This is a genomic window from Bordetella sp. (assembly GCF_057362025.1).
This window is the reverse complement of sequence record NZ_JBMQQZ010000003.1, coordinates 86079-102001: the sequence shown is the minus strand read 5'-3', so window position 1 is coordinate 102001 and position 15923 is coordinate 86079. Positions and strand designations below refer to the sequence as shown.

The window sequence follows — 15923 nt, the reverse complement described above, 5'->3', positions numbered from 1 at the left end:
CGCCATGGAACAAATCCTGTTTTCGCTGCTGAACGGCGTCATCTATGGACTATTGCTGTTCATGGTGTCCGCCGGCCTGACGCTGATCTTCGGCATGATGGGCGTGCTGAACTTCGCTCACGCGTCCTTCTACATGCTGGGCGCCTACTTCGCCTATGCACTGCAGGGCGCGATCGGCTTCTGGCCCGCCGTGATCGCATCGCCCCTGCTGGTCGGGCTGGTGGGCGTCGTGGTGGAACGCTATTTCCTGCGCCGCGTGCATCATCACGGCCACGCGCACGAGTTGCTGCTGACCTTCGGCCTGTCGTTCATCATCGCGGAATCGATCAAGCTGGTCTTCGGCAACTATCCGGTCGATTACCGCGTGCCCGCGTCGCTGGATTTTTCCGCTTTCAGCATCGGCGGCACGCAGTATCCGGCCTACCGCGTGCTGATGGGCGGCATCGCGATCCTGATGTTCGTCGCCATCTACCTGGTCCTGACCCGCACGCGGGTAGGCATCGTGGTGCGCTCGGCGATCCACAAGCCGCGCATGGCGGAAGCGCTGGGGCATAACGTTCCACTGGTCTTCATGGGCGTCTTCGGCGCGGGTGCCGCGCTGGCCGGACTGGCGGGCGCGGTGGCGGGCGCCTTCTACACCACCAATCCCAATATGGCGCTGGAGCTGGGCGTCATGGTGTTCGTAGTGGTCGTCGTCGGCGGCCTGGGATCGCTGGTCGGCGCGATGCTGGCCTCGCTGCTGATCGGCATCGTCACGTCGCTGGCGGTGGCCGTGGATGCCAGCCTGGCGGACCTCTTCGCCTGGTTCGGCCTGGGAGACTGGGCGCGCGGGATCGGCGGCCTGATGACACTGAGCCTGTCCAGCCTGGCAGGCACGCTGCCTTTCGCCATCATGCTGCTGATCCTGCTGGTCAGGCCCGGTGGCCTCATGGGCGAGAAGGAGTAAGGCCATGAAGACCCTCCTGCCCGCATGCGTGGCCGGCGCCGCGGCGCTCGCCGCGCTGCCTTTTCTGCTGTCCCAGGGGCTGCTCAACGCAGCCGTCCAGATGCTGATCGCCGCCCTCTTCGCCAGCGCCTACAACCTGCTGTGCGGCCAGGCCGGGATGCTGTCCTTCGGGCATGCCGCCTACTTCGGCGTCGGCGCCTTCGCCACGGTCCATGCCATGAATGCCCTGGGGGGCGCGGGCCTGCTGCCCACCCCCTTGATGCCCTTGGCGGGCGCGGCCGGCGGACTGGTATTCGGCGGTATCGCGGGTTGGTTCGCCACGCAGCGCAGCGGCACCTATTTCGCCATGATCACGCTGGCGATCGCCGAACTGGTCCACGCGCTGGCCCCGCACCTGAAGGGACTGTTCGGCGGCGAGGCGGGCATTTCGACCATGCGCATGCCGGCCTGGGGCCTGGACTTCGGCTCGACCACGCAGGTGTATTACCTGACGCTGGCCTGGGTGCTGCTGGCCCTGGCCCTGCTTTACCTGTATACCCGCACGCCACTGGGCCGGCTGACGCTGGGCCTGCGTGAAAACAGCCATCGCCTGCAGTTCCTGGGCTACAACGTCCACGGACTCGGCACGCTGGTATTCGCCATCTCCGCGATGTTCTCCGGCCTGGCCGGCGGGTTGCTCGTTATTTCGAACGAATCGGCCAACTACGTTTTGTTCGACCCCGCCCTGTCGGCCGCGGCGGTCCTGAACACCTATATCGGCGGCGTCCAGGTTTTCCTCGGACCGGCCTTCGGCGCCTCGCTGATGACATTCTTCGGCTACGCGGTCTCGGACCTGACCCGCTCCTGGCTGCTATACCAGGGCGTCCTCTTCGTGCTGGTCATGATGTTCATGCCCACCGGCCTGGCCGGTCTGATACGGCGCGTGCGGCGGCCGCTGGCCACGCCGGCGGAGCGCCCCGCCGACAAGGAAATGGCATGAGCGAACCCATACTGAGCCTGCGCGCGCTACGCAAATCCTTCGGGATGACCGAAATCATCCGCGGCGTGGACCTGGACGTGCGGCAGGGCGAACGGCATGCGCTGATCGGTCCCAACGGCGCGGGCAAATCCACCGTGTTTCACCTGATATCCGGCCAGCTCGCGCCCAGCTCGGGCAGCATCCGCTTCGAGGGAAAGGAAATCGGCGGCCGTTCGCCGCAGGCCATCAACCGGCTGGGCCTGGCGCGGTCGTTCCAGATCACCAATATTTTTCCCCGCCTGAGCACCTACGAGAACGTGCGCCTGGCGGTGATGCGCGCGCACGGCTCGCAATACGTGTTCTGGCGCTTCATCGACCGGGACCGCCGCATCCGCGACGAGACCGAACGGCTGCTGGCGCTCGTGCGCCTGACGGCCAAGGCATCCGTCATCGCGGGCGAGATGGCTTACTCGGAGCAAAGATCGCTGGAAATCGCCATGACGCTGGCGTCGGATCCCCTGCTCGTCCTGCTGGACGAACCCATGGCCGGCATGTCCAACGAAGAAACGGCGTACACCGCCCAATTGATCCGCGAAGCCACGGCGGGACGCACGCTGGTCATCGTGGAGCACGACATGGACGTGGTCTTCGCGCTGAGCGATCGCATCAGCGTGCTGGTCTATGGCGAGGTCATCGCCACCGGCACGCCCGAGGCCATACGCGCGGACGCACGTGTGCGCGAGGCCTATCTGGGCGACGAGGTGGCGGCATGAACACGAAGCCCACACCCCTGCTGGAAGTCGACAACGTGCACGCGCATTACGGCAAAAGCCACGTGCTGCACGGCGTCAGCCTGCGCGTGCCCGCCGACGAAGTCGTCAGCCTGGTGGGCCGCAACGGATCGGGGCGATCGACCACCATGAAGACGATCATGGGCCTGGTCGCGCCGACGGCCGGCCACATCCGTCTGCGCGGACGCGACCTGGCGGGCGCGCGTCCCTACGCCATCTGCCGGGCCGGTATCGCCTACGTGCCGGAAGAGCGCGAGATCTTCGCCAACCTGACCGTCGAGGAGAACCTGCGCATGGGCGAGCAGCCGCCGGTGGCCGGCGCGCACCGCTGGACGATGGCGCAGATGTTCGACTATTTCCCCCGGCTAAAGGAAAGGCGCAATACCAAGGCCGGCAGCATGTCGGGCGGCGAGCAGCAAATGCTGACGATATGCCGCTCGCTGCTCGGCAATCCGCTGGTGATCCTGATCGACGAACCCACCGAAGGCCTCGCGCCCAGGATCGTCAGCCAGGTCGGCGAGTGCATCCGGGACATGCATCGCAAAGGCGTATCGGTGCTGCTGGTCGAACAGAAACTGACCATCGCGCTGAAGGTCTCGACGCGCGTTTGCGTCATGGGGCATGGCCGTATCGTCTTCGAAGGCAGCCCCGCCGAACTGGGCGCCAACCAGGCCGTCGTTTCGCAATGGCTGGCCGTATGAGCCGCCGCTTTTCCACTCCGAGCCACCATTCGCCATGAAAACCAGCCAGCAAAAAGTCATCATTTCCTGCGCGGTCACCGGGTCCGTCCATACACCCACCATGTCGCCGCATCTGGCACTCACGCCGGAAGATATCGCCGCGCAGGCCATCGAGGCGGCACAGGCCGGCGCGGCCATCCTGCATCTGCATGCACGCGACCCGGGCGACGGCAGGCCGACCGCGGATCCCTCCGTATTCGATGCCTTCGTCCCGGTCATCCGCGACGCCACCGACGCGGTGATCAACATCACCACCGGCGGCAGCACGCGCATGACACTGGAGGAACGGCTGGCCTATCCGCTGCGCGCCAAGCCGGAAATGTGCTCGCTGAACATGGGATCGATGAACTTCTCCATCCACCCCGCGGCGCGGCGCATCGCACAATGGAAGCACGACTGGGAGAAGCCCTACATCGAGGGCATGGAAGACCTGATCTTCCGCAATACCTTCCGCGACATCCGGCACATCCTGAAGGTGCTGGGCGAGGACTGCGGCACCCGCTTCGAATTCGAATGCTATGACATGGGACACCTGTACAACCTGGCGCATTTCGTCGACGAGGGATTGGTGAAAGGGCCGTTGTTCATCCAGAGCATCTTCGGCATCCTGGGCGGCATGGGTCCGGATCCGGAGAACCTGGCCACCATGAAGACCACCGCGGACCGGCTGTTCGGCCGCGACGGCTACCGCTTCTCGGTGCTCGGCGCCGGCCGGCACCAGATGCCGCTGGTGACCATGGGCGCCATCCTGGGCGGCAACGTGCGCGTCGGGCTGGAAGACAGCCTTTACCTGGGGAAAGGGCAATTGGCGAAGTCCTGCGCGGAACAGGTGCGGAAGATCCGCCGCATCCTGGAAGAGCTCTCGCTGGACATCGCCACCCCCGACGAGGCCCGCGCCATGCTGGGGCTGAAAGGCGCCGGCGCGGTCGCCTTCTGACGGCAATACCGGCTCGCCGCGGCCCCGCGGCGCACGCCTTCGGACGAATCCGGCATGGAAGTTGCTGCGCACGAGCGATCGGCGCAGGCGGGCTGGCGCATGCGCCCTTGAAAAACAGGAGTTGCCATGGCCTCGTCCACAAGAACGATCTGGAAAGGCGCCATCTCGTTCGGGCTGGTCAACATACCGGTCGGGCTGCATACCGCCGCCGTGGAATCCGGCATCGATTTCGACTGGCTCGACAAGCGCACCATGGACCCGGTGGGCTACAAGCGCATCAACAAGCGCACCGGCCGCGAGATAGATAGGGAAAACATCGTCAAGGGTGTCGAGTACGAGGACGGCCAGTACGTGATCATCTCGCCGGAAGAAATCGCCGAAGCCTATCCGCGCACCACGCAGACCATAGAGATACAGCGCTTCGTTCCCGCCGGGCAACTCTCTTTTGTCTACCTGGAGCGGCCTTACTACGTCGCCCCGATCAACAAGGGCCAGAAGGTGTATGCGCTGCTGCGCGACACCCTGGCCAAGACCGGCAAGATCGGCATCGCCAAGGTCGTGATCCAGACCAAGCAGCACCTGGCCGCGCTGGTGCCGTCCGGCGACGCACTGGTGTTGAACCTGATGCGCTGGGGTGACGAGGTGAAGTCCCTGGAGGGACTGGACCTGCCGGCGGTCGGCGCCAAGGCATTGGCTGCCAGCGCGCAGGAACAGAAAATGGCCAAGATGCTGGTGGACGACATGTCCGGCGATTGGGATCCGGAGGACTTCAAGGACGAATTCCGCCAGGCCATCATGGCGCTGGTGGAACAGAAGGTAAAAGCCGGCAAGACCGAGACCGTAATCGAACCGCAGGAAGAAGCGCCGGAGGTGTCTTCGAGCAACGTCATCGACCTGACCGAGCTGCTGCAACGCAGCTTGAAAGGCCGGCATGCGGGCGGCAAGACGGCATCGGCCGGACATGCGGGCGGCGCCAAAAAAAGTCCGGCGCGCAAATCGGCCACCAAGACGAAGTCCGCGAAGTCCGCCTCGAAATCCGGCGGCCGTGCGCGTAAGGCGGCCTGACCATGGCGGATACCCTTGCCAAGTACCGGCAGAAGCGCGACTTCGAGGTCACGTCGGAACCTGCCGGCGGCGGCAAACCCAACGCGGCGGCACGCGCCTTCGTGATCCAGAAGCACTGGGCCACGCGCCTGCACTACGATTTCCGGCTGGAGCTCGACGGCGCCATGAAGAGCTGGGCGGTCCCCAAAGGGCCCAGCTACGATCCCGCCGTCAAGCGCATGGCCGTGCAGGTGGAGGACCACCCCATCGCCTACAACCAGTTCGAAGGCGAAATCCCCAAAGGCCAATACGGCGCCGGCAAGGTCATCATCTGGGATGAAGGCACCTGGCAGCCGGTGGGCGATCCGCGCAAGGGATATCGGGAAGGCCATCTGAAGTTCGACCTGATGGGTGCCAAGATGCAGGGGCGCTGGGCGCTCGTGCGATTGCACGGCAAGGAAAACGAACGACAGCCGCCCTGGCTGCTGATCAAGGACCGCGACGAGTTCGCCCGCGCCGAGCAGGCGTTCAGCGTGGTGGACGAAATGCCCGACAGCGTGGTGCCGTTGCGCGCGCAGCGCAAAAAGGCACTGGCCCGGGCCGCGGGCGGCGAAAAGCGGACAGCGGCAAAGGCGGAACAGGAAAGTCCGGAACCAAAATTGCCCGGCGTGGCGCGCGCGGTGCCCAGTAGCCTGAAACCGCAACTGGCCACGCTGGTGGACGGCGTGCCGCCGAACGCGGCCGATTGGGTCTACGAGCTGAAGTTCGACGGCTATCGTCTGCTGGCCCGCCTGGACGAAAAAGGCGCGCGGCTTTACACCCGCAATGGCCACGACTGGAGCGCCAGGATGCCGCATCTGGTGAAGGCGCTGGGCAAGCTGAAGATACCGGGGACGTGGATCGACGGCGAAATCGTGGTCCTGACGGACAACGGGACGCCCAGCTTCCAGGCATTGCAGAACGCCTTCGAAAGCGAGCGGACGGGCGATATCGTCTTCTATGCCTTCGACCTGCCCTTCGTCGCGGGCCGCGACGTGCGCGAGGAGCCGCTTACCACCCGCCGGGCCTTGCTGGAACAACTGCTGGGAGCAGCCAAGGAAGGCCCCGTGCGCTTCAGCGCGGCCTTCGACGCGCCGCCCGAGGACCTGGTGCAGTCGGCGTGCAAAATGGGCCTGGAAGGCATTATCGCGAAACGCCGCAACGCGACTTATGTCTCGCGGCGATCCGACACCTGGGTAAAGATCAAATGCGCCCAGCGGCAGGAATTCGTTATCGTCGGCTATACCGATCCCGCCGGCAGCCGCACCGGCTTCGGGGCGTTGCTGGTGGCGGTGCATGACGAAAAAGGCGGCCTGCGCTATGCCGGCAAGGTGGGTACGGGCTTCGATACGCGGGGACTGGACGAATTGGCGCGCAAGATGCGGGCCCTGGCGGTCGCGGAACGCCCCCTGCCCCAGCAGGCCGGCATGCCGCGTCGCGCACACTGGATCAAGCCCGAACTCGTGGCGGAGGTGTCGTTCGGCGAATGGACGAAATCCGGCCATATACGCCATTCGGTATTCCGCGGCCTGCGCACGGACAAGCCGGCGCGCGCGATAACGCGCGAGAAGGCAGTCCCGGCCAAGGCGGTGAAGGCGGCCGGGACGGTGAAGACGGCGAAGACGGCCAAGACGGTGAAGACGGCGAAAACGACGAAGGCTGCGAAAACGGCGAAGCCCGGGCGCCTGTCCAATCCGGATCGCGTCATCGATCCCTCCACCGGATTGACCAAGCTGGATCTGGCGCGCTATTACGGCCTGGTGGCGCCGCTGCTGCTGCCGCACCTGAAAGGCAGGCCGGTATCCCTGGTACGCGCGCCGGGCGGGATACAGGAGCCGCTGTTCTTCCAGAAGCACCTGGAAGCGGCCATGCCCGGGGTCAAGGCGCTGCCGGAACGCCTGGACCCCGACCACCCATCGCTACTGGAGGTGCCCTCGGGCGAGGCGATCATGTCCGCCGCACAGATGAACGTGATCGAGTTCCACACATGGAACGCCGTCAAGACAGCGATCGACAAGCCTGATCGCATGCTGTTCGACCTGGACCCCGGCGATGGCGTGAAGTGGGCAACCCTGCGGCAGGCGGCCGGGCTGGTCCGCGTGCTGCTGGAGGAAATCGGGCTGCAATGCTGGCTGAAAACCAGTGGCGGCAAGGGCCTGCATGTGGTCGTCCCCCTGCGCAAGCAGTACGGGTGGGACGCCGTCAAGGGGTTCTCGGAAGCCATCGTGCGGCATCTGGCCCGGACCCTGCCGCAGCTCTTCGTGGCGAAAAGCGGCCCGAAGAACCGCGTCGGAAAGATCTTTCCGGATTACCTGCGCAACGGCTTCGGCGCGACCACCGTCGCCGCCTGGTCGGCGCGCGCGCGGCCGGGGCTGGGCATCTCGGTGCCGATCGGCTGGGACGAACTGGCGCGAATCAAAAGCGGTGCGCAGTGGACGATCGCCACCGCGCACACGCGCCTGGATGTCGGCAACGACCCCTGGCGCGATTATCGGCCGCAATCCATCGGGCCCGCGATGAAGCAGCTGGGCTTCGACCCGAAGGCCTGAACGCCGCGTTCCCGATACCCGAGGAGACGACGATGGAAAACGCAAGGATCACCATGGACCGCGACGTCCTGGAATCGCATTTCATGGATTGGCTGCGCGATGCGCACGCCATGGAACAGCAGGCGGAAACGATGTTGGCGGCCATGGCCAGGCGCATCGAAAACTACCCCGACCTGAAACGCAGGATCGAACAGCATATCGAAGAGACGCGCGACCAGGCCAGGCGGGTCGCGGCCTGCATCGAACGGCACGGCGGCGACACCTCGGCGGTGAAGGACCTGGCGGGCAAGGCGATGGCGGGCATGCAGGGCGCTGTGGGGATGTTTGCCAGCGACGAAATCGTCAAGGGCAGCATGCTGAGCTATGCGTTCGAGCATTTCGAAATCGCCTCGTACCGGAACCTGATCGAGGCCGCGCGCCTGCTGGGCGACCGCGAGACGATGACGGTATGCGAACGCATCCTGCCGCAGGAGCAAGCCATGGCGGATTGGCTGGAACACAACATGGCAAGCGTCGCGCGGCGTTTCCTGGAACTGGCCCAGATGCCGGGAGCCAAGGCGAAGGTCTGAACGCCCGGGGCGCCTGTCGCGCCCTGGCCGGCGTTCCCCGGGCATCATTGCGCTACATGGAGACGATCGCCAGCGAAAAACCATCCCATCCCTTGGCGCCGACGGTCTGCAAGGCCGTGCAGTTCAGGCGCAGATCCCGCGCCATATCGGCCAGGAAGGTGCGCGCGCCGCGCACGTCCGGATCATCCTGCGCATCCCCGGCGTGCAGGCGGCCGCCGCGTATGATGTTGTCGCCGACGATAACGGTGCCGTCGCGCGCAAGCCGCAGCGCAGCCGCCAGATAATGCGGGTTGTCCTTCTTGTCCGCGTCGATGAAGATCAGGTCGAAAGGCGCGACCTTTTCCGCCACCATGCGGTCCAGGGTCGTGACGGCATCGCCGACCACCACGTCCACCATCCGCTCCAGGCCAGCCGCGCGTATGTTCTCGCGCGCGACCCGTGCGTAGCGCGCATCGCGCTCCAGGGAGACGAGCTTGCCGCCCTCCGGCAGGGCATCCGCCATGCAGATGGCGCTATAGCCGCCCAGCGTGCCGATCTCCAGGATGCGGCGCGCGCGGACCATTCGTGCAAAAATCTGCAGCATCCTGCCCTGGTTCAGGGCCACGCCATGCGGCGGCAGGCCCGCCTGCTCCGAACGGGCCAGCGCCGCGTCCAGGCGGGCCTCCCGCAGCAACAGTACGTCTTCGAGGAAGGAATCCAGGGCGCTCCAGGTTTCGGCGTTCATAGCGGTTCCCGCAATGGGTGTTCAATGACGTTGCCTATCCTACGCGGCGCCGCTGCCGCGGAACATCGATTTATCCTGCGCATTTGTCAGTTTTCCTGACGCAATGCGAGGGTACCCAGGGCAGTGGTGGCGCCCTGCCCGCCGCACCGGCCGGCCGCGCCGGCTCCGCCCGGCCCCTGCTGGAGCAGGCGCGGCCGCCACCAGGCCGGCAATAGCGCGCGCACCTTGGCGCGGCCGAACCGGTCATCGATCAGGTATACGCTGCCCCGGTCGGTTTCCGTCCGGATCACGCGCCCCGCCGCCTGCACGACCTTTTGCAGGCCGGGGAACAGGTAGGTGTAGTCGAAACCGTTGCCGAAGCGTGCCTGCATGCGCCGCATCATTTGCTCATTGACCGGGTTGACCTGCGGCAGTCCCAGCGTAACGATGAAGGCGCCGATCAGCCGATCGCCGGGCAGGTCCACCCCTTCGCCGAAAACACCGCCCAGCACGGCGAAGCCGACGCCCGCGCCGCCGGGCGCAAAGCGCGCCAAAAACGCATCGCGGTTTGCCGCCTGCATTCCCGCGGCCTGCTCCCATACAGGCACCTGGGGAAAACGCGCGCGCATATGGGCCGCCAGGCGGCCTGCGTAATCGAAGCTGCTGGCAAAGCATAGGTAATTGCCCGGCCGTTCCGCATACTCTCGCGCCATGATGTCCACGATGGCCGGCCCGGAGGCATCCCTGTCGCGGTAGCGCGTCGAAACATCGCCCACCACATGCACCGCCAGCTGTTCCGCCCGGAACGGACCCGGCACGTCCAGCCAATGGCAGCCTCGCGGCAGGCCCAACGTATCGCGATGGAAGCTCATGGGGTGCAGGGTCGCGGAAAACAGCACGGCGCCATGCGCGGCCGCCCACCGCGGCGCGAGGAAAGGCGCCGGCACGACATTGCGGATGCACAGCGTTCCCTGTACGTGCCGTCCCGTTGCGCCTTCGTCGCGCGAGATATCGAAAATGGCGTGTTCGCCGAAAGTTTCCGCCAGCCGCACGAAGGCCAGGACGTCGAAGTACAGGCGCAGCAGCGGCTCGGACGCATCGCCGCCCTGCTCGGCGAAATGTCCGGCCAGCGCGGTCGCCGTCCGCTGCAATTGCGCGAGGAGCGCCGGCGGGACACATTCGTGCGCCGCATACGCGCCCGGCTGTTCGGTCAACAGGCCGCGGCACACGCGCCGCAGCGCATCCAGTGGCCGACGCAGGCCGGCCGGCGCGGCGCGGCGCGCCAGCCTTATGTCGTCCAGCCCGAGGGAGCTGGAATACATGCGGCGCGCGCGTTCGAGCATGTTGTGGGCTTCGTCCACCAGCAGGCCGGCGCGCCATTGGTTGGCCATGGTCAGGCCATACAGCATCGCGCTGGAATCGAAGTAGTAGTTGTAGTCGCCCACCACCACGTCGCTCCAGCGCGCCAGTTCCTGGCCGAGGAAATACGGGCAGATGCCGTGCGCCAGGGCGGCGGCGCGAACGCTGCCCCGGTCCATGGAATACGCGGCCAGGGCCGCGGCGCGGGCCGCCGGCAGGCGATCGTGGAAGCCCCGCGCCAGCGGGCATGATTCGCCATGGCAGGCCTTGTCCGGATGCTCGCAGGCCTGCTCGCGCGCCACCAGTTCCAGCGCGCGCAGCGGCAGGCCCGGCGTATCCTGCCGCAAGCAGTCCAGCGCATCGAGGGCGGACCGCCGGCCCGCCGTCTTGGCGCAAAGGAAAAAGACCTTGTCCAGCGTATCCGCGCAGGCCTTCAGCATGGGAAACAGCGTCGCCATGGTTTTTCCGATGCCGGTCGGCGCCTGCGCGAGCACGCAGTGCGCATCGCGCGCCGCGCGGAAAACCGATTTGGCCAGGTCGCGCTGCCCCGCGCGGAACGGACCCAGCGGGAATTCCAGGCGGCTCATCGCCGCGTCGCGGGCCTGCCGGTGGGCGATTTCCTGGCGCGCCCAGGCCAGGAACCTGTCGCACTGCTCGACGAAAAAATCGCGCAGCTCGCCCGCGCTGTGCGCATGGACGAGCACGGTTTCCTGTTGACTGCCCACGTCCAGGTACACCAGCGCGATATCGAGTCCGGACAGGTTCCTGGCCTCGCAAAGAAGATGGCCGTAGACCTTGGCCTGCGCCCAATGCAAGGCGCGGTGGGTGGCGGGAATGCGCTCGACATCGCCGCGATGGGTTTTGATCTCTTCCAGGCGATTGCGGCCGGCATCGTAGCCGTCCGCGCGGCCGCGCACGCGCAGCGGGCCGTACCGGCCGGCCAGTGCGATTTCGGCTTCGTAGCCGGCGCCCCGCCGCGCCGCGACCAGACCATGTCCCGCGACGCCCTCCTGCGCGGACGGCGAAGGCGTGAAGCGCAAATCCAGATCGCCGCGCCGCGCGGTGAACTCGCACAGCGCGCGCACGGCCACGACGTAGGTGGCGGCTTCGTCGGGGCGCGCGGCGGACGGCGGCGGGACCGCGATGGGAGGCTGGCTCGACATGGAAGAGGCTGTATCTGCACGGGGCATGCTGTTGCCTCCAGCAGCCACGCGACTACTGGATGAATGTACAGATATTACCCCGGCCGGCCCTGGACCGCCGCCGCGCCGCCCGCACGGGCATGGTTCCTGCGATGAGCGCACACCCGCGCACCTGCCGCCGCACCGCGGCACGCGCGCATGCACACAAAAAGGGTGTCCCAGACTGCCTCCGGCCCTGCCGGACGGCCCATGCCGACAACGATCGCGCATGGGGGCCACCCGGCGACGAGGGTACGAGCAAATGACGAAAGAACACACTTCTTCCGGACCGCACACCGATTCGGCCGGCGGTTGGGGATCGGCGCGCGCCGTCGGATCCATCCTGGTCAAGGAACATCGCCTGATGCACGGCACGAAAGTGCTGATGCACCAGAACAAACCCGACGGCTTCATGTGCGTCAGCTGTTCCTGGGCCAAGCCGGCCCATCCCCATCCATTCGAATTCTGCGAGAACGGCGCCAAGGCCACCGCCTGGGACATCACGAGCAAGCAGGTACCGGCCAGCTTCTTCGACTCGCACACCTGCACCGAACTGGAATCCTGGTCCGATCACGAACTGGAGGCGATCGGCCGCTTGACGGTCCCCATGCGCTGGAACGCCGCCACCGACAAGTATGTGGAGATCGGCTGGCAACAGGCGTTCGAAGAGATCGGCGCGCTGCTGCGCGGACGCGATCCCGATTCGGCGGTGTTTTATACCTCCGGCCGCGCGTCGCTGGAAACCTCCTACATGTATGCCCTGTTCGCCCGCATGTACGGCACCAACAACCTGCCCGACAGCTCGAACATGTGCCACGAAAGCACCTCCGTGGGCTTGCCCAAGACCATAGGCGTAGCGGTGGGCACGGTCACGCTGGAAGACTTCGAACACGCCGACTGCATGCTGTTCTTCGGCCACAACACCGGCACCAACGCGCCGCGCATGCTGCATCCTCTGCAGGACGCGCGCAAGCGCGGCGTCCCCATCATCACCTTCAACCCCTTGCGCGAGCCGGGCCTTGTCGGTTTCACCAACCCGCAATCGCCGGTCGAGATGCTGACCGGCAAGGAAACGCAGATCAGCACCCAGTACCTGCAGTTGAAGCTCGGCGGCGATACCGCCGCGCTGGCCGGCTTGTGCAAATGGCTGATCGAAGCCGACGATGCCGCCCGCCTGGACGGTACCGAGCCGGTGCTGGATCATGCGTTCATCGCCGAGCACACACATGGCTTCGAGGACTTCGCCGAAGCGATGCGCCAGACGGCCTGGACGGACATCGAAAACGAATCCGGATTGAGCCGGTCCCAGCTGGCCGAAGCGGCCGCGACCTATGCCCGTGCCAAGGCCGCCATGCTGCTGTACGGCATGGGGCTGACCCAGCATCGCAACGGCGTGCAGAGCGTGCAGATGGTGACCAACCTGCTGCTGCTGCGAGGCAATATCGGCAAACCGGGCGCGGGTGTCTGCCCGATACGCGGACACTCCAACGTACAGGGACAACGCACGGTCGGTATCACGGAAAAACCCGACCACGTTCCCGCCGACAAGCTGCGCGAGCTCTACCATTTCGATCCGCCGGCCAAAAAAGGCATGAATACCGTGGAAGCCTGCGAGGCGATGCTGGACGGACGGGTCACCGCCTTTATCGGCCTGGGCGGGAATTTCGCCCGCGCCACTCCGGATCACTACCGCATGGAACCGGCGTGGCGCCGCCTGGACCTGACCGTGGGCATCACCACGCGGCTGAACCGCAGCCACTTGCTGCACGGCAGGCAAGCCTACCTGCTGCCTTGCCTGAGCCGCATCGAGGTGGACCGGCAGGCCAGCGGCGAACAGGCCGTGTCGATGGAAGACAGCACGGGCTGCTTTCACGGGTCGCGCGGCATCCACGAGCCCGCGCATGGCAAGCTGCTTTCCGAGCCGGCCATCGTCGCCAGCATCGCCAAAGCCACCCTGCCGCCGAATCCCGGCGTGGATTGGGACCGCTGGGTCGGCGACTATTCCCTGGTACGCGATGCCATCGAAGCCACCTATCCGAAGATCTTCAAGGACTTCAACCAGCGCATGTGGAATCCCGGCGGCTTCCACCGTCCGCTGGGCGCGGCCCAACGCAAATGGGAAACGGCAACCGGCAAGGCCAACTTCTTTGTACCGGAAACGCTGAGCGCCGATCCCGACATGCCCGAGCGCGGCGGCGACGTCCTCCGCCTCATGACTACGCGCGGCGATAGCCAGTTCAATACCACGGTGTATACACTGGATGACCGCTTCCGCGGCGTGCACGGCACGCGCAAGGTCCTCATGATGAATTCGCACGACATGGCGCGGCTGGGCCTGCGGGAAGGCGACACCGTGGTGGCCAGTACCGTGGCGGATGACGGATTCAAACGCGAGGTGAACGGTCTGGCTGTCCATCCCTACGACATCCCCGCCGGCTGCGCGTGGTCGTATTTCCCGGAATGCAATCCGCTGATCCCGCTATGGCACTACGCCAGGGAAAGCAAGGTGCCGGCAGCCAAGTCGGTGCCCATCACCCTGCGCAAGGAGGGCTGAGGCACCTGTGATTCCGCCACCGGCCGGCCGGCTCAGCCCGGACGCTTGGCGGCCGTGACGATGATCTCGACCAGCAGATCGGGCGAGGCCAGCCTGGCCTCGCACGTCGCGCGCGTCGGCAACGCATTGGCCGGCGCCCATTCGGCCCATACCTGGTTCATGCCGGCGAAATCGCGCTCGATGTCCTTGAGCCAGATCTGTACCGACAGCAGGCGCGTTTTGTCCGTATCGGCCCGCGCCAGATAGCCGTCGATCCTGGCCAGCGCGTCGCGCGTCTGCGCGACGATGCCGCCCTCCACCGAAGATGTCACGCCCGCCACGTACACGGTGTCGCCGTGAATCACGATGCGGCTCAGGCGCTCATTGGAATCCTTGCGCACGATATCAGTCATGGGTGCTGCTCCTTGGGAATGGAAACCGGCGCGCCCGTGGCGCCGGCGAAACGATCGATGGCGAACGGTGCGATCGGCAGCGCGGTCGCACCGGTGGTGATCAGGTCGGCCATGATGCGGCCGACGATCGGACCCAGCTCGAAGCCATGCGCGGAGAAGCCGAAGGCATGAAAGGCGCTGTCGTAACGGCGGCTGCGCCCGATCACGGGGATCTCGTCAGGCATGGCGGCCTCGATGCCGGCCCAGCCGCGATTCACCACCGCGTGGCGCATGTGCGGAAACAGGTCGCACACGGTGCGCGCGCCCTCGGCCAGCGAATGAAAATCCAGTTCGGTCCATTCGGCGTCGCGGTCGACCCAGGCGCGGCGGCCGCCGCCGATCAGCACGGTGCCGTTGGCGCGCTGCTTGAATGACAACGGCCGACCGGTGCCCAGCACCACCGCGTCCAGGAAATGGTCCATGCGCAGCGTGACCAGCATCATCGGGCTGATGGCGGTCAGCGGCACCGGCTCGCCCCATTCGGCGGCGATGCGGTCAGCCCAGGCGCCGGCGCAGTTGAGCACCCGCGGCGCGGTGTACACGCCGGCGTCGGTCTCGATCCGCCACTGTCCCTGCTCGTGGGCGGTACGCAGCACGCGCACGCCTTCCAGGAAACGCGCGCCCAGGCTGGCGGCCTTGCGGCGGAACGCCAGGGCGGTGCGATAGGGATCGGCGGCCGCGTCCTCGCGCGCGATCAGTCCGCCATGCACCGTGGGCGCCAGCGCGGGGATCATCGCCAGCAATTCGTCGCGGTCTATCCATTGTTCATGCGTGTAGCCATGCGCCTGCATTGTCGCCAGGCGCTCGCGCAGCGCTGCCGCGTCGGCCTCGTTCTCGGCCACGCGCACCTGCCCGTGCTGCTCGAAGCCGCAGTCGTCATCGACCAGCTCGCCGATGCGATACCAAAGCTTGCGCGAGGCCAGCGCCAGCGGCACCTCGGCCAGATGCCGCGCCAGCGTGCGCACGCCGCCCGCATTCACGCCCGAGGCATGGCGGCCGACGTAGTTCTTCTCGATCACCAGCGCCGGCACGCCGGCACGCGCCAGGTGCAGCGCCGCCGAACTGCCGTGCAGGCCGCCGCCGATGATAATGACGGCGGCCGAACGCGAAGCATCCGTCATG

General features: G+C 66.4%; 12 protein-coding genes and 1 pseudogene. 9 read left to right on the top strand and 4 right to left on the bottom strand.

The genetic code is table 11. From position 1 onward, the window contains the following. Positions 1 to 4: 4 nt before the first annotated feature. From ACO1P8_RS01670 to ACO1P8_RS01635, 8 genes and pseudogenes are all read left to right on the top strand, one after another. Complete coding sequence (locus ACO1P8_RS01670) at positions 5 to 946, top strand: branched-chain amino acid ABC transporter permease (protein WP_486294197.1); 942 nt, start codon at positions 5 to 7, stop codon at positions 944 to 946. A gap of 4 nt (positions 947 to 950) precedes the next feature. Continuing rightward, a pseudogene (locus ACO1P8_RS01665) lies at positions 951 to 1877 on the top strand (branched-chain amino acid ABC transporter permease); the annotation flags it as partial. A gap of 44 nt (positions 1878 to 1921) precedes the next feature. Beyond that, positions 1922 to 2677, top strand: a complete 756-nt coding sequence (locus tag ACO1P8_RS01660) for an ABC transporter ATP-binding protein (protein WP_486294196.1) — start codon at positions 1922 to 1924, stop codon at positions 2675 to 2677. Further along, positions 2674 to 3396: an ABC transporter ATP-binding protein gene (locus ACO1P8_RS01655; RefSeq protein WP_486294195.1), complete on the top strand. Its 723-nt coding sequence runs from the start codon at positions 2674 to 2676 to the stop codon at positions 3394 to 3396. Before ACO1P8_RS01660 ends, ACO1P8_RS01655 begins: the two co-directional genes overlap by 4 nt. 34 nt (positions 3397 to 3430) lie before the next feature. Next, positions 3431 to 4372, top strand: a complete 942-nt coding sequence (gene kce, locus ACO1P8_RS01650) for a 3,5-dioxohexanoate:acetyl-CoA acetone transferase (RefSeq protein WP_486294194.1) — start codon at positions 3431 to 3433, stop codon at positions 4370 to 4372. 126 nt (positions 4373 to 4498) lie between these two features. Further along, positions 4499 to 5437: a non-homologous end joining protein Ku gene (ku, locus tag ACO1P8_RS01645; RefSeq protein WP_486294193.1), complete on the top strand. Its 939-nt coding sequence runs from the start codon at positions 4499 to 4501 to the stop codon at positions 5435 to 5437. Between the two features lie 2 nt (positions 5438 to 5439). Then, positions 5440 to 8004: a DNA ligase D gene (gene ligD / locus ACO1P8_RS01640; protein ID WP_486294192.1), complete on the top strand. Its 2565-nt coding sequence runs from the start codon at positions 5440 to 5442 to the stop codon at positions 8002 to 8004. Between the two features lie 32 nt (positions 8005 to 8036). Beyond that, the gene (locus ACO1P8_RS01635; protein WP_486294191.1) at positions 8037 to 8573 is read left to right on the top strand and encodes a ferritin-like domain-containing protein; all 537 of its coding nucleotides are present in this window, start codon (positions 8037 to 8039) and stop codon (positions 8571 to 8573) included. Positions 8574 to 8625: 52 nt separating this feature from the next. Here ACO1P8_RS01635 and ACO1P8_RS01630 read toward each other — a convergent pair whose 3' ends face one another. Both ACO1P8_RS01630 and ACO1P8_RS01625 read right to left on the bottom strand, forming a co-directional pair. Further along, positions 8626 to 9297, bottom strand: a complete 672-nt coding sequence (locus ACO1P8_RS01630; protein WP_486294190.1) for an O-methyltransferase — start codon at positions 9295 to 9297, stop codon at positions 8626 to 8628. Between the two features lie 86 nt (positions 9298 to 9383). Further along, positions 9384 to 11825: an ATP-dependent DNA helicase gene (locus ACO1P8_RS01625; RefSeq protein ID WP_486294189.1), complete on the bottom strand. Its 2442-nt coding sequence runs from the start codon at positions 11823 to 11825 to the stop codon at positions 9384 to 9386. A gap of 253 nt (positions 11826 to 12078) precedes the next feature. Between ACO1P8_RS01625 and ACO1P8_RS01620 the strand changes: the two genes are divergently transcribed. Next, positions 12079 to 14370: an FdhF/YdeP family oxidoreductase gene (locus ACO1P8_RS01620; RefSeq protein ID WP_486294188.1), complete on the top strand. Its 2292-nt coding sequence runs from the start codon at positions 12079 to 12081 to the stop codon at positions 14368 to 14370. 32 nt (positions 14371 to 14402) lie between these two features. On the opposite strand, the gene ACO1P8_RS01615 is transcribed toward ACO1P8_RS01620, so the two are convergent. Together ACO1P8_RS01615 and ACO1P8_RS01610 are read right to left on the bottom strand one after the other, a co-directional pair. Continuing rightward, complete coding sequence (locus ACO1P8_RS01615) at positions 14403 to 14762, bottom strand: RidA family protein (RefSeq protein WP_486294187.1); 360 nt, start codon at positions 14760 to 14762, stop codon at positions 14403 to 14405. Next, positions 14759 to 15922: an NAD(P)/FAD-dependent oxidoreductase gene (locus ACO1P8_RS01610; protein ID WP_486294186.1), complete on the bottom strand. Its 1164-nt coding sequence runs from the start codon at positions 15920 to 15922 to the stop codon at positions 14759 to 14761. Before ACO1P8_RS01610 ends, ACO1P8_RS01615 begins: the two co-directional genes overlap by 4 nt. Position 15923: the final 1 nt, after the last annotated feature.

Bases quoted from the DNA above. Each gene is read 5' to 3' on its own strand.
- ACO1P8_RS01620 (WP_486294188.1), top strand. From the start codon at position 12,079: ATGACGAAAGAACACACTTCTTCCGGACCGCACACCGATTCGGCCGGC.
- kce (WP_486294194.1), top strand. From the start codon at position 3,431: ATGAAAACCAGCCAGCAAAAAGTCATCATTTCCTGCGCGGTCACCGGG.
- ACO1P8_RS01610 (WP_486294186.1), bottom strand. From the start codon at position 15,922: ATGACGGATGCTTCGCGTTCGGCCGCCGTCATTATCATCGGCGGCGGC.
- ligD (WP_486294192.1), top strand. From the start codon at position 5,440: ATGGCGGATACCCTTGCCAAGTACCGGCAGAAGCGCGACTTCGAGGTC.
- ku (WP_486294193.1), top strand. From the start codon at position 4,499: ATGGCCTCGTCCACAAGAACGATCTGGAAAGGCGCCATCTCGTTCGGG.
- ACO1P8_RS01635 (WP_486294191.1), top strand. From the start codon at position 8,037: ATGGAAAACGCAAGGATCACCATGGACCGCGACGTCCTGGAATCGCAT.
- ACO1P8_RS01670 (WP_486294197.1), top strand. From the start codon at position 5: ATGGAACAAATCCTGTTTTCGCTGCTGAACGGCGTCATCTATGGACTA.
- ACO1P8_RS01630 (WP_486294190.1), bottom strand. From the start codon at position 9,297: ATGAACGCCGAAACCTGGAGCGCCCTGGATTCCTTCCTCGAAGACGTA.
- ACO1P8_RS01655 (WP_486294195.1), top strand. From the start codon at position 2,674: ATGAACACGAAGCCCACACCCCTGCTGGAAGTCGACAACGTGCACGCG.
- ACO1P8_RS01615 (WP_486294187.1), bottom strand. From the start codon at position 14,762: ATGACTGATATCGTGCGCAAGGATTCCAATGAGCGCCTGAGCCGCATC.
- ACO1P8_RS01660 (WP_486294196.1), top strand. From the start codon at position 1,922: ATGAGCGAACCCATACTGAGCCTGCGCGCGCTACGCAAATCCTTCGGG.
- ACO1P8_RS01625 (WP_486294189.1), bottom strand. From the start codon at position 11,825: ATGCCCCGTGCAGATACAGCCTCTTCCATGTCGAGCCAGCCTCCCATC.